We start from the raw sequence: 19828 nt of genomic DNA, 5'->3' as shown, positions 1-19828 counted from the left end.
TCCCCTACAGACTAAATTCAATCAATTGCAAAATATTACTTTATTTATTTTTTTGTTTAAATAATATGCATCGCTCTTCTTACATCTCAGCGAAAAATAAATGAAAAATAAAGCACTATTAGCCTTAATGATCTCAACAGCGTTATTTTCTGGACAATCTCAAGCAGCAGCCCCGGGTAAACCAACTATTGGTTGGGGTGATTATAAATTTTCACTTGTAGAGCTTAATCGTGATGAAATTGCTTATAGTAAAATTGTAAAAGCGCTACATGATGAAATAACTGTTGATGTTTCATGGGATGCTTATTCAGGCGAGCCAGCAACCACAGCACGAGTATTAATTAATGGCTCTGAAGTTTGGATAGGTGATGGTGCTGCAAAGTCTGCTTCATTTAAAATGAATAAAGGCGGTCGTTATAAAATGCAAATTGAACTGTCTAATAAAGACGGTTCTGTTGTTTCAGATGAGAAATTACTGCTTATTGCCGATACTGATGGTAGCCATTTAGAACCATTAAAAACGGAATTTATTGAAAACAATAAAGCTTATCCAAATACAACCAATAAAGTTGTTGGTACTTATTTTGTTGAATGGGGTGTTTACGGTCGTAAATATACCGTTGATATGCTACCCGCTAAAAACCTAACACATATTCTATATGGTTTTGTACCAATGTGTGGTGGTGATGGGATTAACGACAGTCTTAAAACCATTAGCGGTTCTTTTGAAGCATTACAAAAAGCGTGTGCAGGCACTAATGATTTTGAATTAGCTATTCACGACCCGTGGGCTGCGATTCAAAAGGGCCAAACAGGTGTTGATGATTGGTCTGATCCGTATAAAGGTAATTTTGGTCAGTTAATGGCGTTAAAACAAGCCAATCCTGATCTGAAAATTTTGCCATCTATTGGTGGTTGGACATTATCTGACCCATTCTTCTTTATGGATGATGACGCTAAACGTGCCACTTTTGTTGCTTCAGCAAAGCGTTATCTACAAACATGGAAATTCTTCGATGGTTTAGATATCGATTTTGAATTTCCTGGTGGTGAAGGTGCAAACCCAGCGCTTGGTAATAAAGACAAAGACGGCAAGACATATAACTTGATTTTAAAAGATTTACGTACGATGTTGGATGAATTATCCGCCGAGACTGGTCGTAAATATGAACTGACTTCAGCCATTAGTGCAGGTCCAGATAAGATTGCAGTTATTGATTATAATGAATCTCAGCAATACTTAGATAATATTTTTGTGATGTCTTATGACTTCTATGGTGCTTTTGATTTAAATGATTTAAACCACCAGACGGCATTACATAAATCGAGCTTAAAAGAAGAAACTAAATATTATACGTCGCTAGGTATTGATGCGATGTTAGCCCAAGGCGTTGAACCTAAAAAATTAGTGGTTGGCGTTGCCGCGTATGGACGTGGTTGGACGGGTGTGAGTGGTTATACTGAAGGCAATCCATTTAGTGGTAAAGCCACTGGACCGATTAAAGGTACATGGGAAAATGGCGTTTTAGATTATCGTGATATTGCCAATAACCATATGGGTGAAGGTTGGACTTATAGCTATGATGAACAAGCTGAAGCCCCATATCTTTTTAACGCATCATCTGGTGATCTCATCACTTATGATAATGCTCGCTCAGCAATCGCTAAAGGTAATTACGCTCTTGAAAATAATCTAGGCGGTGTTTTTTCTTGGGAAATTGATGCTGATAATGGCGATATTCTAAATGCAATGCATGAAGGCCTTGGGCATGGTAATACTACACCGCCAGTAGAACCTGAAAATCAAGCGCCAGTTGCTCATGCGGGTGCTGATATTACCGTTATAGGTTCTCGTACTGTGATCCTTGACGGTACGAAGTCTTATGATCCTGAACGTGAAATATTGACTTATCAGTGGCAACAAACTGCGGGTAATAAGGTTGCTATTGTTAATGCTGATACTGCAAAAGCTGAGATTGATGTTACTGCGACAGAAAGCGATCAAGAGTACACATTTGTATTAACCGTCACTGATATTGAAGGGTTAACGGCAACTGATTCAATTGTTATTGCTCATACACCTCAACAAGAAAATCATGCGCCAGTGGTTACTTTAGATCGTTTATATAAAGTAAAATCTGGAGAAACCCTCAATATTACAGCACAAGCAACAGATGCTGATAATGATGCTTTGATTTTTGATTGGACTATTCCAACTGATTTAGCTGTTATTGGTAGCCATAATGCTGAAACTATTACATTAAAAGCGCCTCAATTAGAGCAAGATACAACATATGAAATTGTTGTTAGCGTAACTGATGGTGAACTTGATGCCCAAGCTAACAGTGTAATTACCGTTGCAAAAAAAGTGGGTGGTGATGTTGTTGATCCGGAAGAAGGTCAATACCCTGCATGGAATAAAGTAACAATCTATACAACTGAAACGGTAAGCCATAATGGACTTGTTTATCAGTCAAAATGGTGGAATCAAGCAAGTGAACCAACACCAAGTAATGAAACATGGAAATTAATCAGTGATGTACAGCTTGGTTGGGATACAAATATAGCTTATAGCGGTGGTGATATCACAACGCATTTGAACGCCTCATGGGAAGCTAAGTGGTGGACAAAAGGTGATGAGCCGGGTAAAGCGGATGTATGGGTAAAAGTAAAATAAGTCATCTTTATTAATCAAGACACGGTGAAATAACAATGTTGTGTTATTGCGATTAATGGGATCAAAAAGCCGAGTGTTTAAAAACACTCGGCTTTTATATAAAATGACCAATAAGATAAGACCTTATTTTTCCAGATATTCTTGCATCATTAATCGTCCGCGGTGAATCCTGCTTTTGACTGCCATTCTTGTTAGTAATAATTTATCAGCAATTTCACCAATCGATAATTCTTCTAAATCTCTCAATAATATGACAGATCTGTATTTCTCAGGTAGTGAATGAATAGCGGCAATGATATCTAATCGTAATTCAGGGCTAGAATAATAAGAAAATAATTCATGATAATCTTCTGGTAATTCATCTAAATTATTATTTGATTTCATTAGCTTAGAACACTCTCTTTTGATAATGATTAATAACCATCCAGGAAATGCTTCTACCGTTTTTAATGTCCCTATTCGTCGCCAAATAATAGCTAAAGACTCTTGGACTGCATCATCGACATCATTAGATGTACATTGTTTAAAAGCCATTTTCTTTAGTGTTGGTTGCCAGTCAATAAGCAGTTGTTCTGTTGCTTCTGAGCTTCCTTGTCTGGCCGCCTCGATTAGTTCATTTCTATCCATAATTGACGTTCTTTCTCATACAATGATTCAATATGTTTGGTGCTTTTTTGAGCAATGAGTCCAAATGTGGTTCCCCATGCAATGTGAGCAAGGTACACCGTTAATGGAAAAGCAATCGGCGCAAATTCTTGGCCAAAATAACCAACACCTAATATATTCATTACTGGGCTTAGCATAAAAGTAGTTGCTACAGTTATTGAATATAATGTGGCAAGCCACCATTTACCTTTGCCAAAAAGAACTAAATAGATGAATGTGAATCCAATACCATTCCAAAAATGATCACTCCAGCCAATTAAATTTGACCACCAGTTGGGTCCGACCATAAATTGATTGGTTAATTTAACACCCATAAGCATCGGTAAGTCCCCGGGCATGGCATTAAAATAACTGAAGCCAATACTTCTTACAATCTCCATGGCGATGGTGCCAATAATACCGGCCATAATAGATAGCATCATTATATTCATTAGTTGTTTATTTGGTGCTATGGCTGAATAAGCCAGAATGCTGAACCAAATAATCACGGCAGGTAATATTGCGTAAATACCTAACCAGTGGAATGTATACATTCCGGTTGCTGAGAGTGTAAAAGCTAAAGGTGATATTGAGGCTGCCATTAAGGCTACTAACATCACTATAGTATTACGATTATTTAACAATCTTAGTAGCCTCATGGGGTCTGCTCCTAGTTACGTGATGCTTGAGCAGCAATGTTCATGATTTTCTTTTCAAGCATTTTGCCTGGCATTTGTAACTTAGGTGAAATCATTGTTAATTGTTCTGCTGGGTTAAACCAACCAATTGATGTTTTATGGTTTTGCTCCCAAACATATAAACGTACTGGTACAACAGCACCCGCGGCTGGGAACATACTAAAAAGCTTTTTACCTGATTGTGGGCTACCGATTAAAAAGCTTTGTGCTCCTTCCATTTTCAATCCGGTCATTGACATCACTTTCGCTTGATCTATTTTCCCCATTACCATCATTTGGTTGTTTGTTGCTGCTTCTTGTATTGCTTGAGTTGTTTCAGCAAATGATTGTTGTGAAGCTACAGTCATAAATGCGTTTACAGGCGCGGCTACTGCACTTTGGCTAGCGATAAATAGAACAGAAGACATCAGTGTTGTTAGCAGAATATTTTTAGTTTTCATTAGATTTAATCCTTAAAGTAGAGACAAGATATTTTGTTTCTACTTTAAAGAGGCTAAAAATTTCAAAAAGGATTCAAAATATTTTAAATAAATTTAATATTAATATTTATCAATCAGTTACGATTGTTGTAAATTTGATTATTAAGAGGGCGTAGCAGAAAGTAGTCACTGATAAATGGGTTAATAATCCGGTGGTGCGTGATCATTATTATCATAAGTGCATAATATGGATGAATGGATTATCTTGGAGGTGATTATAATTACCAGTGATGAGGTTCACAGTTTCATTAAAAAAATGGCTGCTTAACTGTTACATTAATGGCTAAAAATGGTTACAAACGTTACATCAAGATTGTTTTTTCTGCGACTGTTTTGTTTTTGGATAGAGGATCGCATTACTTCTCTTTGTGGGGGTGTTTTTTGGTATCAACATCACATGGATTTTGTAAGAAATAATAATAAAATGCTTATTTGATAATGTTATTACTAGTTGAATTTTATATTCCTTTTAGGTCTTATTTTTATAGTGTGATATTCCTTCCTATATAAGCTCTTTTTTTAATAAAAAGTGTTTCAAAATATTTCTGTCATTTTTTTGTGCTCTATTTTAGTAAAATAATAAACGTGATTTACCTCAATTTTAGTTGTTTTTTTTACCTTTATTATCCACCGCAATTGCAGAGTACGGGTTGTATTCTGCCCACAAAAAATAGCTGTACGAATAATTATAAGATGCAGCTCATCATTAAATCTCGGGGGATTTTAAATGATTAAACAATCGACGGTAGCAAAAAAAACCTTATTAGCAGTGGCTGTGAGTTCGTTAATGTTTACTGCTGGGTGTAATACTGATGATAATGTAAATTCAATCAGTGAAGAGAAAGAAAAGCCACAAATCGCATTGAAATTTAAGAATATTCTTGATCGAACGGGTACACCTCAACATTTAGCTGAAGTGGGTGTTGGTGGTCATATGGCGTATACACCACTGCATGATGACGGTGCATGGCATGGACATTTATTACCGGATTTAAAAGCACACCCTGAAAATAAAGGTGGCTTTGGTGCGACAGCTATCACTGAAGAATATAATACCTCTGTCGCTGAATACTTTGATAAGTTATCGATATTAAAAGCGGGTCAACCCGTAGATTTTAGTGCGGAGGCTCATAGTATTCCGGGCGCATTAATTCAAACAATGACAGCCGACAGTATTAAGGTTGAAATGAAGTTACAGTTTGTATCTTCACGCTCATCGATTGTTGAAACGATTATTACTAATACGACGGGTGAAAATTTAGAACTCGTGTGGGACGGTAAACTGGTTGACGGTTATTATGCCAAAGATGGTAAACCTGATCCTAAATACAAGTCTACGGTTGCTGAACAACTCCCTAATTTGACCCGTGTAATGACATCGAATGATAGCGGTGACATTGATATTGCCTTTGGTAAAGAGCGTGAATCATGGATGGTTCGTACTAGCGGTAGTTCTGCATTTAATATTCATCGTAATATAGCGACCACAACCCATGTTAATGGCCTTGAATATCAGTCTGTTGCTGAAATTGGCGCGGAGCCAACTCATACGTTATATACCGTCTTTAGTCACACTCTAACGGCTGCTGAGTGGCAACAAGAAAAAACAGTAGTGAGCGATATTCTACAACACCCTATTCGTTATATGAATGCAACGACTGAGCGTTGGGAGCAATATCTTCAACATGGCTTAGTAAATAAAAATGCCACCGTAGATCAAGAACGTGTAGCAGTGAAAGCAATGGAGACATTGACCGCTAACTGGCGTAGTCCTGCTGGCTTTGTTAGCTATGATACGGTGACACCATCGGTTACTGCACGTTGGTTCTCTGGTAACTTAACATGGCCGTGGGATACGTGGAAACAAGCGTATGCGATGGCACATTTTAACCCTGATTTAGCGATGAATAACATTCGTACCGTGTTTGAACATCAAGTAAAAGCCGATGATATATTACGTCCTTACGATAAAGGCTATCTACTAGATGTGGTTGGTATGAACATGTCTAAAGAGCGTGGTGATGCGCTTGGTTTAACTGAAATGAATGATTCACAGTCATGGAATGAACGTAATACTAAACCATCATTAGCGTCATGGGCGGTGTGGGAAGTTTATACAACCTTAAAAGATAAATATAACCGTGCTGATGATGCTCAAGCGTGGTTGGATGAGATGTATCCTAAGTTGGTTGATTACCATAACTGGTGGTTAACAGCGCGAGATACCAATAATAATGGTATCCCTGAATATGGCGCTGCGGTTGATCCTGCACATACAACTGAAGATGGTCAGTTAATTTATGAATATAAAACGGCGGCTGATCCTGATAAATGGATTTCAGCTAAAGGTATTGCTGAATATAATAAATTATTAGAGTCATTCGATTACATTGATATCCATAGCCCAGCACAAACCGCTGCGTCATGGGAATCTGGGCGTGATGATGCTGCGGTGTTTGGTTTTATTGATACTATTGCTGATGCTCAAGGTCTAACTGACCTTAGTGAAATTGCACTTATTGATCAGCTTGGTCGTTATGCTCATAAACAACATGGGTTTGATAATACTTATGCTGTGAATGGTGAAAAAGTAACGTATGCCAATACGAGTGAAGATAATACGGCTAAATTAAACCAAGCGAAGAAAGATTGGCAGGTTAAATTTAGTGAAAACCGTGATGATAGTGGTCAATTAGTGGGTTATTCACTAATGCAAGAATCTGTTGACCAAGCATCATACTGGTACAGTGATAATAAATTCTTAGCACAAATTGCAACAGCATTAGGTCGTAATGATGCTGCGGCTGATTTTACTGCAAAAGCAGCAGAAACGAAAAAGTACATTAATCAATGTATGTTTGATCGTAATACTGGTTTTTACTACGACATTAATATTAATGCGACAGAAGCGGCACAATTAAATAATGGTTGTGCGGGTAACCCGATTGTTGCGCGTGGTATGGGGGCGGAAGGTTGGTCGCCACTGTTTAATGGTGCTGCTGATGAGATGACTGCCGCTGCCGTTGTGAAAAACATGATGGATACCGCTAAATTTAATACTAAAGTGCCATTAGGAACAGCGGCAAAAGATAATCCAGCGTATGGCGCAGATATTTATTGGCGTGGCCGAGTGTGGGTTGATCAATTCTACTTTGGTGTTAAAGGCATGACGAACTATGGTTATACCGCACAAGCGAATGAGATGGTTAATAAGTTGTTTAACAATGCGGAAGGCCTAACCCTTGATCGTCCAATTCAAGAGAACTACAACCCAGAAACGGGAGCCGTACAAGGCGCGAATAATTTCTCTTGGAGTTCGGCGCACTTATATATGCTTTATAATGATTTTCTAAAATAGGGTAATCAAGTTTTATTAAATATAAGCTTGATTGAGTAAAAGCAGGGTACTTTTCCCTTTGTACCCCTTAAATCACGCCAATACATGTTTGTGTATTGGCGTTTTTTATATGGATAATTTTACGATGATTAATCGATTAAATTTTGGGCTTTTAAATACGCAAGGATCATTAATGTTGCACTTGAGCTAATCTCGATATCATTACTGTTGATCCATCGAATTTCTTCAATTTCAGCTGCGGGTAATAAGTTGCCATTATATTCAGCGTAGTAGCATGTCATGTTAACCATTACACCTTGTGCTTTACCATGGGCTTGTGCTTGAAAACTATCGGCATAGCAGAGTGATTTAGGCACAAGATCAACCGATAACTCTTCTTGTATTTCACGAATTAATGCCTGAGCATCCGTTTCGTCCGCATCACGTTTTCCGCCAGGAATATAATAGAGTGATTTTCTATATGAGCGTACTGCAAGTAATTTACGTTGGTCAATATGAAGCCAGGCAAGCTTATCAATAGGTTGAATAGTGTTCATTATTTTTTCTAGGTGATTTTTAATATAGTGTTTTTAGCAAAAATAAAGAAAAGTGACTATCATTATATGATAGCATTTGTTCAGCAGGGCAAATGGTTTAGTTTTGTGTCTATTACTTATCTTTATAGACATAATCATCGCCCTTAATGGAACAATAATCGCCACGGTTGGCTTTATGCTTACCAGTGTCTCTCACCATCAATGTGCTGGTAGTTTATGTAATCGTTATGAAATATTAGGAATACTCCATAATGAATTTTCGTTTAACCAGTACCAATTATATATTACTCGTTGCTGTTTTTTTTGCTGCTGTACAAAATATTGCTTTATGGGAACATTTAAACGAATTGTTTTCAAAAAGCAGTACTAATGATGTGTTTTTTATTGCCACTATTCCGCTATTTATTCTTGCGGTATTAAATATCATTTTTAATTTATTATTGTGGCCATGGTTACAGCGACCTTTGCTTGCGGTATTGATCTTTATATCAAGCCTAGTGACTTATGCTATGTGTAGCTACGGGGTGTATTTTGATCATGGTATGATTGTTAATGTATTTGAAACGAATCCTGCAGAAGCTGGCAGTTATTTCTCTATTGCCGGTGTTATGTGGATAGTCGTGATTGCTATTCTTCCTATAATTATATTGTGTCAAATTAAGGTTGTTTATCGTTCTGTAGTAAAAGAATTAATTGCCCGCAGTCTAAGTATTATTGTTTCACTATTAATTATTGTTATTATTGCGGCGGGTTATTATAAGGATTATGCATCATTAGTACGTAATCACTCTGAAATTAAAGCGCTGATTAATCCGACCAATTATATTTCAGCCACTTTTCGTTATGCAAAATATCAGTTGATTGAAGCTAAAATGCCATTTACTCAGATTGGATTAGATGCCAAGAATACCCATCAAGGTGATAAACATAATGTTGTTGTAATGGTGGTTGGTGAGGCTTCTCGTTCAATGAATTATTCATTAAATGGGTATGATAGGGATACTAACCCGGAGTTATCCAAGCATAATGTCATTAGCTTTTTAAATGTAAAATCGTGCGGTACAGCGACAGCAGTATCACTACCTTGCATGTTTTCTGTGATGAATAAATCCAATTACAATGCGATAACGGCTCGTCATCAAGATACTGCCATGGATGTTTTACAGCGAGCTGGTATTAATGTGTCTTGGAAAGATAATGATAGTGGTTGTAAAGGGGTGTGCGATCGGGTTAAGCATATTGTGATCAAGGCTGATGATGATCCTAAACTTTGCCATGATGGTAGTTGTTATGATGCGGTGTTACTTAAAAATTTACAGACACAAATTGATATGGCTAAGCAAGATACATTAATTGTGCTGCATATTATTGGTAGCCATGGCCCGACATATGATGATCGCTATCCACCTAAGTTTAAAGTGTTTAAGCCAACCTGTAATACCAGTAACTTGCAAGCATGTAGTCGTCAACAGGTCACCAATACTTACGATAATACGATTTTATATACTGATCATATTTTAAGCAGTGTAATTAATATGCTTAAACAAGATGACAGTAAAGCTAACACTGCGATGATTTATATGGCGGATCATGGTGAATCATTAGGTGAAGATGGGGTCTATTTACACGGGCTACCGTATTCTATTGCGCCTAAAGAGCAAACTACAGTGCCTTTGATTTTATGGTTGTCGCCAGCTTATCAGCACAGCCAGCATATAAATCGTCAATGTTTACAACGTGAAGCTGTGGCTGGTGGTTTTTCACAAGATAATTTGTTCCATTCATTGTTGGGAATGATGGATGTTAAAACAAAAGTTTACGATGCTAAATTAGATATATTTGCTCAGTGTCGACAGTAGTGTTTTTTGACGAAATAAAAAGTAAAAGTGACCATAAGAATACTTTTACTTTTATTTAGTTGCTTAAAAGGTATTATTTGTCGCAAGTGAGTCATTTACTTACAATAAAAATAAAGAAAGAGAGATAACGATGAAACCTGGGGCGACGGGATTACAACGAATTATTGATGCGACTGGATATTCGATGCAGGGTTTAAAAGCAGCATGGATTAATGAAGCCGCTTTTAGACAAGAGAGTATTTTATTAGTTGTAATGACGGTTATTTCGTTTTTTATGCCAGTAACAAAACTTGAACGACTAATGATGATTAGTTCATTATTTATTGTTGTTATTGCAGAATTGGTTAATTCAGCGATTGAAGCAGTAGTTGATCGTATTGGGCCTGAACACCATGAATTGAGTGGTCGTGCTAAAGATATTGGTTCGGCGGCCGTTTTTGTTGCGTTAGTGATGGTAGCTATTATTTGGGGCAGTATTTTATTTTTATAGTCACTCTTTAATCGAGTTATAAATTAACGCCAGTATTTTTGATTATTAAAATACTGGCGTTTTTATGCTATTACGCAGCTACCATATTATGTGACTATCATATTGCATGATTTATTGTTTCTGGGTTGCCCAAAGATGCAATAAATCTGTCGCAATCGTGGCGGCGGCTAATGCCGTAATATCTGCATGATCATACGCAGGGGATACTTCAACCACATCCATACCTATTAAATTAATACCTTGTAACCCACGAATGATTTTCAGGGCTTTATCTGATGTTATGCCACCACAAACTGGCGTACCAGTGCCTGGTGCGTAAGCTGGATCTAAACAATCGATATCAAAGGTTAAGTAAACAGGCATATTCCCGACCGTTGTTTTTATTTGTTCAACAATCTGCGCCACACTCCAATCATTAGCCGTGTCAGCCGAGATAACATTAAAACCCAGTTTGTTGCAATGTTCTGTACGAATACCAATTTGCACTGAATGTGTAGGATCAATTAAGCCTTCATTAGGCGCATGATAGAACATCGTACCATGATCAAATTTACTGCCTTGATCGTAAGTATCAGTATGGGCATCAAAGTGAATTAATGCCATTTTACCAAATTGTTTGGCATGGGCACGCAACAGAGGCAGAGTAACGAAATGATCACCACCAAAAGTAAGCAGTGTTTTCCCTTGTACTAATAAACCACTGGCGTGTGCTTCTAAGCGTTCACACATTTGACCAGCATCACCACAATCAAACACTAAATCACCACAATCAGCGATTTTAATTGATTCTAATAAATTAAACGTCCACGGCCAGCGTTTACCTTCCCATGCTAGGTTAGTTGATATTTGACGAATAGCACCCGGCCCCATACGACTACCCGAACGGCCCGTGCTTGCCATATCAAACGGCACCCCAGTAATAATTACATCAGCGTCTGATTCTATTGGTGAGAAGTTTAATGGTTGACGTAAAAAGCCAAAAGCGTTGGCGTATAAAGAGTAATCTGGGTAGTTAGCGAGTGTTGCCATGATTTTCTCCAACAACAAGATAGGGCGAAGGCCCACTAAAAGTCCTATCACTACTTTTTATAGTGATAGGATGTTCTAAAATAGGACGACTAATTGTTTAGTCTTAAATTGCGCGAACATCTTCTAGATAAGTATATCCTTCGAGCCCATCTGCTAGTTCTTTGAGAATAGCGTCACGTTCATTTTCCGCCAGATGTTGCTCTGCCATTAGCTGATATTGACGTAAAAACTCATTAGCATCTAAGTGTACATAACGTAATACATCACCGACGTTATCGCCACGATTGATTTTTTCGATGTTATAACCGCCATCAGCCGTGCAGCGCACAACCGCAGTATCTGTATCCCCAAATAAATTATGCATATCCCCTAAAATTTCTTGATATGCGCCGACCATAAAGAAACCAATACGGTAAGGTTGATCGTCACTCCATGTTGGAACGGGTAATGTACTTTCAATACCTTGGTTTTCAACATATTGATCAATTGCACCATCGGAATCACACGTAATATCAAGAATAATTGCGCGACGCTCAGGGGCTTTATCTAAGTTGCTTAATGGCAAAATAGGGAACACTTGCTCAATTCCCCATGCATCTGGTAATGATTGAAATAGAGAAAAGTTTACAAAAAACTTATCGGCTAAACGTTCATGTAATTCATCCAGCAGTGGTCGGTGGGCACGGTTTTTTGCTGACAATGTTTGAGCAAGCTCATGACATAAACGTAAACTGATTTGTTCAGCCCATGCTCTATCAATAAAACTGATCATGCCAACGGCAAATAAGGCGTGAACTTCAGCTAAATCACTTTGGTTATCATGATAAAGCTCAACCAATGAACGGTGATCTGTATGTTCGGTTAGCTCTTTCCAAGAACGCCACATATTATGCAAAATATGCGGAGCATCCTCAGCAGGGGGATTGATCGATTCTACTTTGTAACTTTCAATACCCACTACATCGGTAATTAAAACCGCATGATGAGCAGTTAGATTACGGCCTGATTCTGAAATAATACGAGGCATTGATATGTTGTATTCTTTGCAGATATCACCTAAAACATACACTACATTATTGGCGTATTCATTGATGCTGTAGTTCATAGAACAGCTGCTTTGACTACGTGTACCTTCGTAATCAACCGCTAAACCGCCACCGACATCAACGGTAGATATACCCACACCTAATTTTTTAAGTTCGGCATAAACACGACCAGCTTCACCAACGCCATTACGTACATCACGGATATTGGCAATTTGTGAACCTAAATGGAAGTGCAATAGCTGCAAGCAATTGAGCATGTCACGTTGACGTAGAGCATCAATAACAGTTAATACTTGTGATGCAGATAAACCAAATTTAGATTTTTCACCACCGCTAGCTTGCCATTTGCCTTTACCTTGAGAAGCAAGACGTGCGCGAATACCTAAGCGAGGTGTTACGCCAAGTTCCGCTGCTTCTTGTAAAATAATATTGAGCTCAGAAAGTTTTTCTAGCACGATATAGACTTCGTGACCTAGCTTTTCACCGATTAATGCTAATCGAATGTATTCTCTATCTTTGTAACCGTTACAGACAATCACTGAGCTTGCTTCTTGCGCCATTGCAAGTACCGCCATCAGTTCTGGTTTGCTGCCAGCTTCTAAGCCTAATTGACGTTGTTGTTTAGCATATTGGCTTTTTAATATTTCGCTAACCACTTGTTGCTGTTGGTTTACTTTAATTGGATAAACCGCAAGGTAATCACCTTGGTAACCATAATTTTCAATGGCTTGATTAAAAACGCTACAGAGACTATCTACGCGGTGATGGAGAATGTCGGGAAAGCGGACTAAAACAGGTAATGATGCACCTGCTGCAATCAATTCATCAGCAAGTTGTGATAATCCGATAGTATTGGTTGGGTTATTAACATCGGGACGGGCGATAACAGAACCGTCTTGTGCTATATCAAAATAACCTTGACCCCAGTAAGGTGTATTGTAAACATTACGGGCATTATTAATTGTCCAATCACTCATTGTTTAATCTCTTCCTGAGCGAAAATACGCCGGCCTAAAAGTGCAGATGATAAACATCCCTGCGAGGCTGCAGTAAATATCGAAATAGTGTGATGACTGACGCGATAATGGTCAGAATAAAAGTGCTTTGTTATTGAAATCTAATGACACCATTGTCGGTGTTATAGCATTTTCAATTACAAGCTACTGGGACTACCTGAACTGGAATCATCATTACAAGTCATGAACAAGCGGGATGTTCTTCTTGATTGATTAGGTTTGGTATTAGCGGTTGCGTTATTGCATATTTTATTGAGGCTAAGAAATGCCCTCGAGTATAATGCAGCAAGAGTTTTCATTGTCATTACCCTTAAAGGTAGTGCTGTTACAACAAGCACAGTATGACAGGGAATAAGAGTGCCCGATGCAATCTCAGTCTACACCTCAAACCAATAATTGGGTGCGCTGCGATTAAACAATCGAATTGTTTTTAGCGCAAACAAAAAAGATTTATCGTTATCATAAAAGATGATTATTATTACAATTAAATCTGTAGATTAAAAGAAGTGGATAACCATAATAACAGTGTGTTTAGTAACAATTATGGTTAATTAATTGACGATTGAGCATTGTAAATTATTGAAGGTTAGGTCAACTGTTTCTTTGAAAATTAACGGCAATAAATAGTATATAATAGTAACAATTAGTTACAAATAATGTATTGAATTCGTTTGTTATATTTATAAATACGAAATTGTTAATTTAGAATAGTATAAGTTTTTAGTGAGGAGTATGCAGTGGCTGGCGCAAGTTTATTAACATTACTTGATGATATTGCAACCGTTCTTGATGACGTTGCATTAATGACGAAAGTGGCAGCACGTAAAACTGTTGGCGTATTAGGTGATGATTTGGCGCTAAATGCCCAGCAAGTATCTGGTGTGCGTGCTGAGCGAGAATTACCTGTAGTATGGGGCGTTGCAAAAGGCTCTTTTAAAAATAAACTAATTTTAGTTCCTGCAGCATTATTAATTAGCGTTATTGCGCCATGGTTAATTATGCCAATGCTATTGCTGGGTGGTTTATTTCTATGTTTTGAAGGTGTAGAAAAAATTGCAGAAAAATTATTTTCTCATGGTGGTGAAGAAGATCAACATGAGCATGAACAACTAGCAACAGAAAATATTGACTTAGTTGCTTATGAACGTGAAAAAATAAAAGGTGCTATTCGGACTGATTTCGTTTTATCTGCTGAAATTATCGTGATTGCGTTAGGTACGGTACAGAATCATCCATTTTTAACTCAAGCTATTGTGGTGAGTTTGATTGCGATTGTTATGACCGCCGGTGTTTATGGTGTTGTTGCTGGTATTGTGAAGCTTGATGATGCTGGATTGTACCTTGTTAATCACAGTAAAGGCGCTGGCTTACAACGTAGTCTGGGTTCATTGCTAGTGAATGTAGCACCTTATCTAATGAAAACATTGGCGATAGTAGGCACCATTGCAATGTTTTTAGTGGGTGGCGGTATTGTTGTTCATAGCATTCCGGCGGTGCATGTAATCGTCGAACATTTAGCACAGTTGGTGACTTTTACTGGTGCTCATTCGATTGTACCCCCGTTACTGAATGGCGTTGTAGGTGTGGTTGCAGGTACGATTGTGGTGATTGTTGTCACTATCGTGAATAAGATCCGTGGAAAATCAGCACATTAATTTATAGCAGTTAAAAACCTAAACGCTATAAAATAAAAAATGCCAGTGATGATAAGTCACTGGCATTTTTTGTTGGTTATTCGTTTAGATTATTACCATGTGTATTTAATATCCATGCGGTAACGCGTTTGACGATTGTCTGTTACTCGACTTTGGCTAACATTATCCACTTCTACGAATGGACACCACATTGTGCCTTCTACTGTTTTGTAGGTAGATAGTTATATATTTAGTGCAGAAATAAGCGATGGCATGGGTCGATCCAAAAACACCAAAACCAAACTTCCATAATCCACAAACATTTGGTCGTTGTCAGTTAGTGAAATAATTACCGTTAAGTAAAATTCAGGTAGTTAAAAAATAAGGTTTATATCGATATTTATATAATACGGTATAAGCCTTTTTTATTTTATGGGGATTTGCCTATTTTTTGTGGTGGTGTTTTCGATGGGAATATAATGCAAATATTGGGATAAACACTAAAGTCTGTGAGATAATACTTGGCTAAGGTATAAATCAGTCACATTAAGACTGGATTTATTCTCTCCGAGATATTTTTATTGTATTCCCAATCGAGTTAGTGGACTTAATGATACGTATTAATGAAGTTAAATTACCGTTAGATCATAGTGAAGTAGCTTTACATGATTTTGTCATCAACAAGTTATCGATAAATAAAGACCAACTAGTTGATATTCATGTCTTTAAACGCGGATATGATGCCCGTAAAAAGAATGATATCTATCTGATTTATACTTTAGATATCACGTTAAAAGACGTTGATGAAGAGCAATTATTAACGACATTTGCTGACGATCATCAGGTGAAAAAATCACCAGATACTAGCTATAAATATGTTGCTCAAGCACCTAAAGATTTAACTGAACGTCCAATCGTGATTGGTATGGGTCCGTGTGGTTTATTTACGGGACTGATTCTCGCTCAAATGGGATTTAACCCTATTATTTTAGAGCGCGGAAAATCAGTACATGAGCGCGCGAAAGATACTTTCCGTTTTTGGCGTACGCGTGAGCTAAACACTGAATCAAATGTGCAATTTGGTGAAGGTGGTGCAGGTACGTTCTCTGATGGTAAATTATACAGCCAAGTGAAAGATCCACATTTCTTAGGCCTTAAAGTTAAACAAGAATTTGTTGCAGCAGGTGCACCAGCTGAAATTATTTATGTTAGTAAGCCTCACATTGGTACCTATAAATTGGTAACAATGGTTGAAAAAATGCGCAGTAAAATCATTGAGCTTGGCGGCGAAATTCGTTTCGAAACTCGCGTTGAAGAAATCAATATTGATGATAACCAAGTTACTGGCGTGACATTATCAACCGGTGAAGTGATCCCATCAAAGCATGTTGCATTAGCCATTGGCCACAGTGCGCGTGACACCTTCAAGATGTTGCACGACAAAGGTGTTCATTTAGAAGCACAATCATTCTCGGTTGGTTTCCGTATTGAACATAAACAAGCAATGATCGATGCAGCGCGTTTTGGTAAAAATGCAGGTCATCCATTATTAGGTGCTGCTGATTATAAACTGGTTCACCACTGTAAAAATGGTCGTTCTGTTTATAGCTTCTGTATGTGTCCTGGTGGCGTGGTTGTTGCCGCTACATCTGAGCTTGAGTCTGTTGTGACTAACGGCATGAGCCAATACTCACGTAGCGAGCGTAATGCTAACAGTGCGATTGTTGTTGGTATTTCACCTGAAGACTTTGCTAATGATCCAATGCAAGGCATCGCACTTCAACGTCAGTTAGAGCGTAATGCTTATGTTCTTGGTGGCAGTAGCTATGACGCGCCAGCACAATGTGTTGGTGATTTCTTAGCGGGTAAAACCATTAGCCAAATGGGCGATGTTGAACCGTCTTATAAGCCAAATGTTAAGTTAACTGACCTAAGCAGCAGTTTGCCTGATTATGCGATTGAAGCGATTCGCGAAGCATTGCCTGCGTTTAATAAAAAGATTAAAGGTTTCTCAAATGCCGATAGCATGCTAACGGGTGTTGAAACGCGTACATCTTCTCCAGTACAAATTAAACGTGGAAAAGACTTCCAAAGCATTAATACTAAAGGTTTATATCCTGGTGGTGAAGGTGCTGGCTATGCGGGTGGTATTTTATCTGCGGGCATCGATGGTATCAAAGTTGCCGAAGCGATTGCGCTTGATATGTTAAATGCATAATTAGTTAAATCAAAAGGTGTAATAACAGCAAATCAGTACAATGTTATTGCACCTTTTATTGTTATTCCTCATGAGCCCTTGGCGGTTATTTTCTGGTTCTTCTTCTGCTTGTTGTTTTCTTTCCATTTTTTCTTCATTAAATGAAATAACGTCAGAATATCGCATTAATATAAAGCGAATTCTTTATATGTATTTTTTAATTGGTTTTTTTAAAAGTAAAAAACAACATATCTTCATTTTTTATTATTGACTATTGTTATAAAAATCAAACAATATTGGATTGTATTTTTATTATGTGATTTGCATCACTAAACTGAAGTTGCTAGCTATGCTGAAATATTTGGTTACAATAGCGTTCAGCAAGGGTAAATAGCCTCTTTAGATTAATAGAGTGCTAAGGGTTTACTGATAGTCATAATATGGAAATATAGTCGGATATACATAGTAAATGTTAAATGAAAGGCGGTTCTTTTTATCATTAATGCCATATTTGTTATTGTTTATTGCTGGTACTGTTGATTCGGTTGGGTTTTTACATCTAAAGAATGGCGTGTTTGCTTCTTTCATGAGTGGTAACTCGACCCATATGGGAATGGTATTAAGTTATCATGACTACCCACGTGCTGCTGTTTATATTGCAATTTTGAGCATTTTTATTATCGGTTCCATGTCAGGTGAATTAATTGCCTTGTCGGGACGTCGGTTCTATCGTGGCGTGGTGATGGCATCGGTATCGGTTGTGCTGATATTCGCCATTATTATGGAGTCTTATCTACCTTTTTTAGCGATTAATTTTATTCTATGTTATGCCATGGGAATGCAAAATATCGCGTTACGATTGACGATTGAAAAATCAATTCCACTAACGTATGCCACTGGGTATTTAGTTAATATCGGTCGGTTATTGGCATTGGCAATTGTTGGTCAAGGTGATCGTAAACGGTTGATGCAATACCTTTGTTTATGGGGTGCTTTAATTTGTGGCGCGATGAATGGTGGCTTTATAATGCAAATAATACCTCAATATTCATTATTTCCGCCATTAATATTAACAACTTCAATCGCTATGATATTGTTTTATATTGAACATAATCATCACTCAACCCCGATTGATACTGAACTGTAATATATATTAATTTGCACAGTAAAGAATAAACAAGCCAGCAAAAGTTGCTGGCTTTTTGTATATAAAAAAGAATGATTAAGACGCTAAAATAGCATCACGCATTTTGCACATCACATCTTGTTTTTGTTCTGCTGTTAATGTGCGTAATGGTAGGCGAGGGTTGCCGGCATCAATATCATGTAACATCATGGCTGTTTTACCCGCCGCGACACCGCCGTATTCAACTAAGACACGAATAAGCGCAATCACATTGTCCATTTTATTGATCACTGTTTGATTATCACCTTTAGAAAAAGCATCCATCATGTCGTGATAAAGTGGCGCAGCATAATTATAAGTACTGCCCACTGCACTAATTGCACCTACCGCTAATGCACCAGGGAAATATTCATCAACACCCCACGGCACATCAAATTTACTGTCACAAACGCGTAAACAACGTTGGTATTCATATAAATTAACGCTATTAAATTTAACGCCATATAAATTAGGGATCACTTTATCAGCAGCAATTAAGAATTGTTCCATATCAACCGTTACGCCACTCATTTCTGAGTGGTAGTAATAGAATCCTTTAGAAGGGGCAGCGTCAGCGACAGCTTTGCAATAATTAACTAAATCAGTAACGTTATTTGGTTTAAAGAAACAAGGACCAATGGCAGAGGTTGCATAAATGTCTAACTGATCAGCATGACGGGTTAATTCAAGTGTATCTGTAATGCTTAACGCACCAGTATGAATAATAAGTTTCAGTTGGCCTGCACTTGCCTGTACCCATCGCTCTGCAACCGCTTTACGTTCTGCAACTGAACAATGAATGCCTTCGCCAGTTGTACCTAAGACATAAGCACCAACAATGTTGGTATTAATAAGATGTTTAGCAATAGCATCAATAGCGACATAATCAATTTCACCATTGGCTAGAAATGGCGTATGAGGGGCTGCAATTAAACCTGTTAGCTTTTCCATGTCTAAGATCCTTATTTATGAAGTTTTACTTCTAAACTGTAATTATTT

The 19828-nt window shown here is 37.7% G+C and carries 15 protein-coding genes; 7 read left to right on the top strand and 8 right to left on the bottom strand.

What is annotated here, in order from left to right; translation table 11 throughout:
- Positions 1-100 precede the first annotated feature (100 nt).
- The gene (locus tag CIK00_RS16545; protein ID WP_101769762.1) at positions 101-2677 is read left to right on the top strand and encodes a glycosyl hydrolase family 18 protein; all 2577 of its coding nucleotides are present in this window, start codon (positions 101-103) and stop codon (positions 2675-2677) included.
- 123 nt (positions 2678-2800) lie between these two features.
- Here CIK00_RS16545 and CIK00_RS16540 read toward each other — a convergent pair whose 3' ends face one another.
- Genes CIK00_RS16540 through CIK00_RS16535 form a run of 3 tightly spaced genes read right to left on the bottom strand, consistent with a single transcriptional unit; the run spans position 2801 to position 4460 of the window.
- The gene (locus CIK00_RS16540) at positions 2801-3304 is read right to left on the bottom strand and encodes an RNA polymerase sigma factor (protein WP_227990303.1); all 504 of its coding nucleotides are present in this window, start codon (positions 3302-3304) and stop codon (positions 2801-2803) included.
- Complete coding sequence (locus CIK00_RS21190) at positions 3286-3981, bottom strand: hypothetical protein (RefSeq protein ID WP_107249878.1); 696 nt, start codon at positions 3979-3981, stop codon at positions 3286-3288. The genes CIK00_RS16540 and CIK00_RS21190 overlap by 19 nt, the downstream gene beginning before the upstream one ends.
- 11 nt (positions 3982-3992) lie before the next feature.
- Entirely contained in the window at positions 3993-4460 is a 468-nt protein-coding gene (locus tag CIK00_RS16535; protein ID WP_101769760.1) for a DUF302 domain-containing protein, read from the bottom strand.
- A gap of 766 nt (positions 4461-5226) precedes the next feature.
- Here CIK00_RS16535 and ygjK point away from each other — a divergent pair.
- The gene (gene ygjK, locus CIK00_RS16530) at positions 5227-7857 is read left to right on the top strand and encodes an alpha-glucosidase (protein ID WP_101769759.1); all 2631 of its coding nucleotides are present in this window, start codon (positions 5227-5229) and stop codon (positions 7855-7857) included.
- A 128-nt stretch (positions 7858-7985) separates the two neighbouring features.
- Here the strand turns inward: ygjK and CIK00_RS16525 are convergent, their stop codons facing one another.
- The gene (locus tag CIK00_RS16525; RefSeq protein WP_193435483.1) at positions 7986-8393 is read right to left on the bottom strand and encodes an NUDIX hydrolase; all 408 of its coding nucleotides are present in this window, start codon (positions 8391-8393) and stop codon (positions 7986-7988) included.
- Between the two features lie 251 nt (positions 8394-8644).
- Between CIK00_RS16525 and eptA the strand changes: the two genes are divergently transcribed.
- Both eptA and CIK00_RS16515 read left to right on the top strand, forming a co-directional pair.
- Positions 8645-10252, top strand: coding sequence for a phosphoethanolamine transferase EptA (eptA, locus tag CIK00_RS16520; RefSeq protein WP_101769758.1), 1608 nt, complete (start codon positions 8645-8647; stop codon positions 10250-10252).
- A 130-nt stretch (positions 10253-10382) separates the two neighbouring features.
- Positions 10383-10742 carry a diacylglycerol kinase gene (locus CIK00_RS16515; RefSeq protein WP_045035391.1) on the top strand — a complete coding sequence of 120 codons (360 nt, stop codon included), beginning with the start codon at positions 10383-10385 and terminating at the stop codon, positions 10740-10742.
- Between the two features lie 111 nt (positions 10743-10853).
- Here the strand turns inward: CIK00_RS16515 and speB are convergent, their stop codons facing one another.
- A complete protein-coding gene (speB, locus tag CIK00_RS16510) occupies positions 10854-11771 on the bottom strand; it encodes an agmatinase (RefSeq protein WP_101769757.1) in 918 nt (305 codons plus the stop codon).
- Positions 11772-11874: 103 nt separating this feature from the next.
- The gene (gene speA / locus CIK00_RS16505) at positions 11875-13794 is read right to left on the bottom strand and encodes a biosynthetic arginine decarboxylase (protein ID WP_101769756.1); all 1920 of its coding nucleotides are present in this window, start codon (positions 13792-13794) and stop codon (positions 11875-11877) included.
- A 776-nt stretch (positions 13795-14570) separates the two neighbouring features.
- On the opposite strand from speA, the gene CIK00_RS16500 reads away from it, so the two are divergent.
- Positions 14571-15488, top strand: coding sequence for a DUF808 domain-containing protein (locus tag CIK00_RS16500; protein WP_101769755.1), 918 nt, complete (start codon positions 14571-14573; stop codon positions 15486-15488).
- 92 nt (positions 15489-15580) lie between these two features.
- Here CIK00_RS16500 and CIK00_RS16495 read toward each other — a convergent pair whose 3' ends face one another.
- Entirely contained in the window at positions 15581-15679 is a 99-nt protein-coding gene (locus CIK00_RS16495) for an oligogalacturonate-specific porin KdgM family protein (RefSeq protein WP_101769754.1), read from the bottom strand.
- Between the two features lie 398 nt (positions 15680-16077).
- Here CIK00_RS16495 and CIK00_RS16485 point away from each other — a divergent pair, with 398 nt between their 5' ends.
- Positions 16078-17685, top strand: a complete 1608-nt coding sequence (locus tag CIK00_RS16485; protein WP_101769753.1) for an NAD(P)/FAD-dependent oxidoreductase — start codon at positions 16078-16080, stop codon at positions 17683-17685.
- A gap of 448 nt (positions 17686-18133) precedes the next feature.
- Positions 18134-18811, top strand: a complete 678-nt coding sequence (locus CIK00_RS16480; protein WP_101769752.1) for a YoaK family protein — start codon at positions 18134-18136, stop codon at positions 18809-18811.
- A gap of 75 nt (positions 18812-18886) precedes the next feature.
- Here CIK00_RS16480 and CIK00_RS16475 read toward each other — a convergent pair whose 3' ends face one another.
- On the bottom strand, positions 18887-19780 hold the full coding sequence (locus CIK00_RS16475; protein ID WP_101769751.1) for a dihydrodipicolinate synthase family protein: 894 nt from the start codon (positions 19778-19780) through the stop codon (positions 18887-18889).
- Between the last annotated feature and the right edge of the window lie 48 nt (positions 19781-19828).

It is taken from the genome of Photobacterium carnosum, assembly GCF_002849605.1.
Taxonomy (GTDB): domain Bacteria; phylum Pseudomonadota; class Gammaproteobacteria; order Enterobacterales; family Vibrionaceae; genus Photobacterium; species Photobacterium carnosum.
The sequence above is the reverse complement of the archived record's forward strand: the minus strand, read 5'-3'. Positions and strand labels throughout refer to the sequence as shown.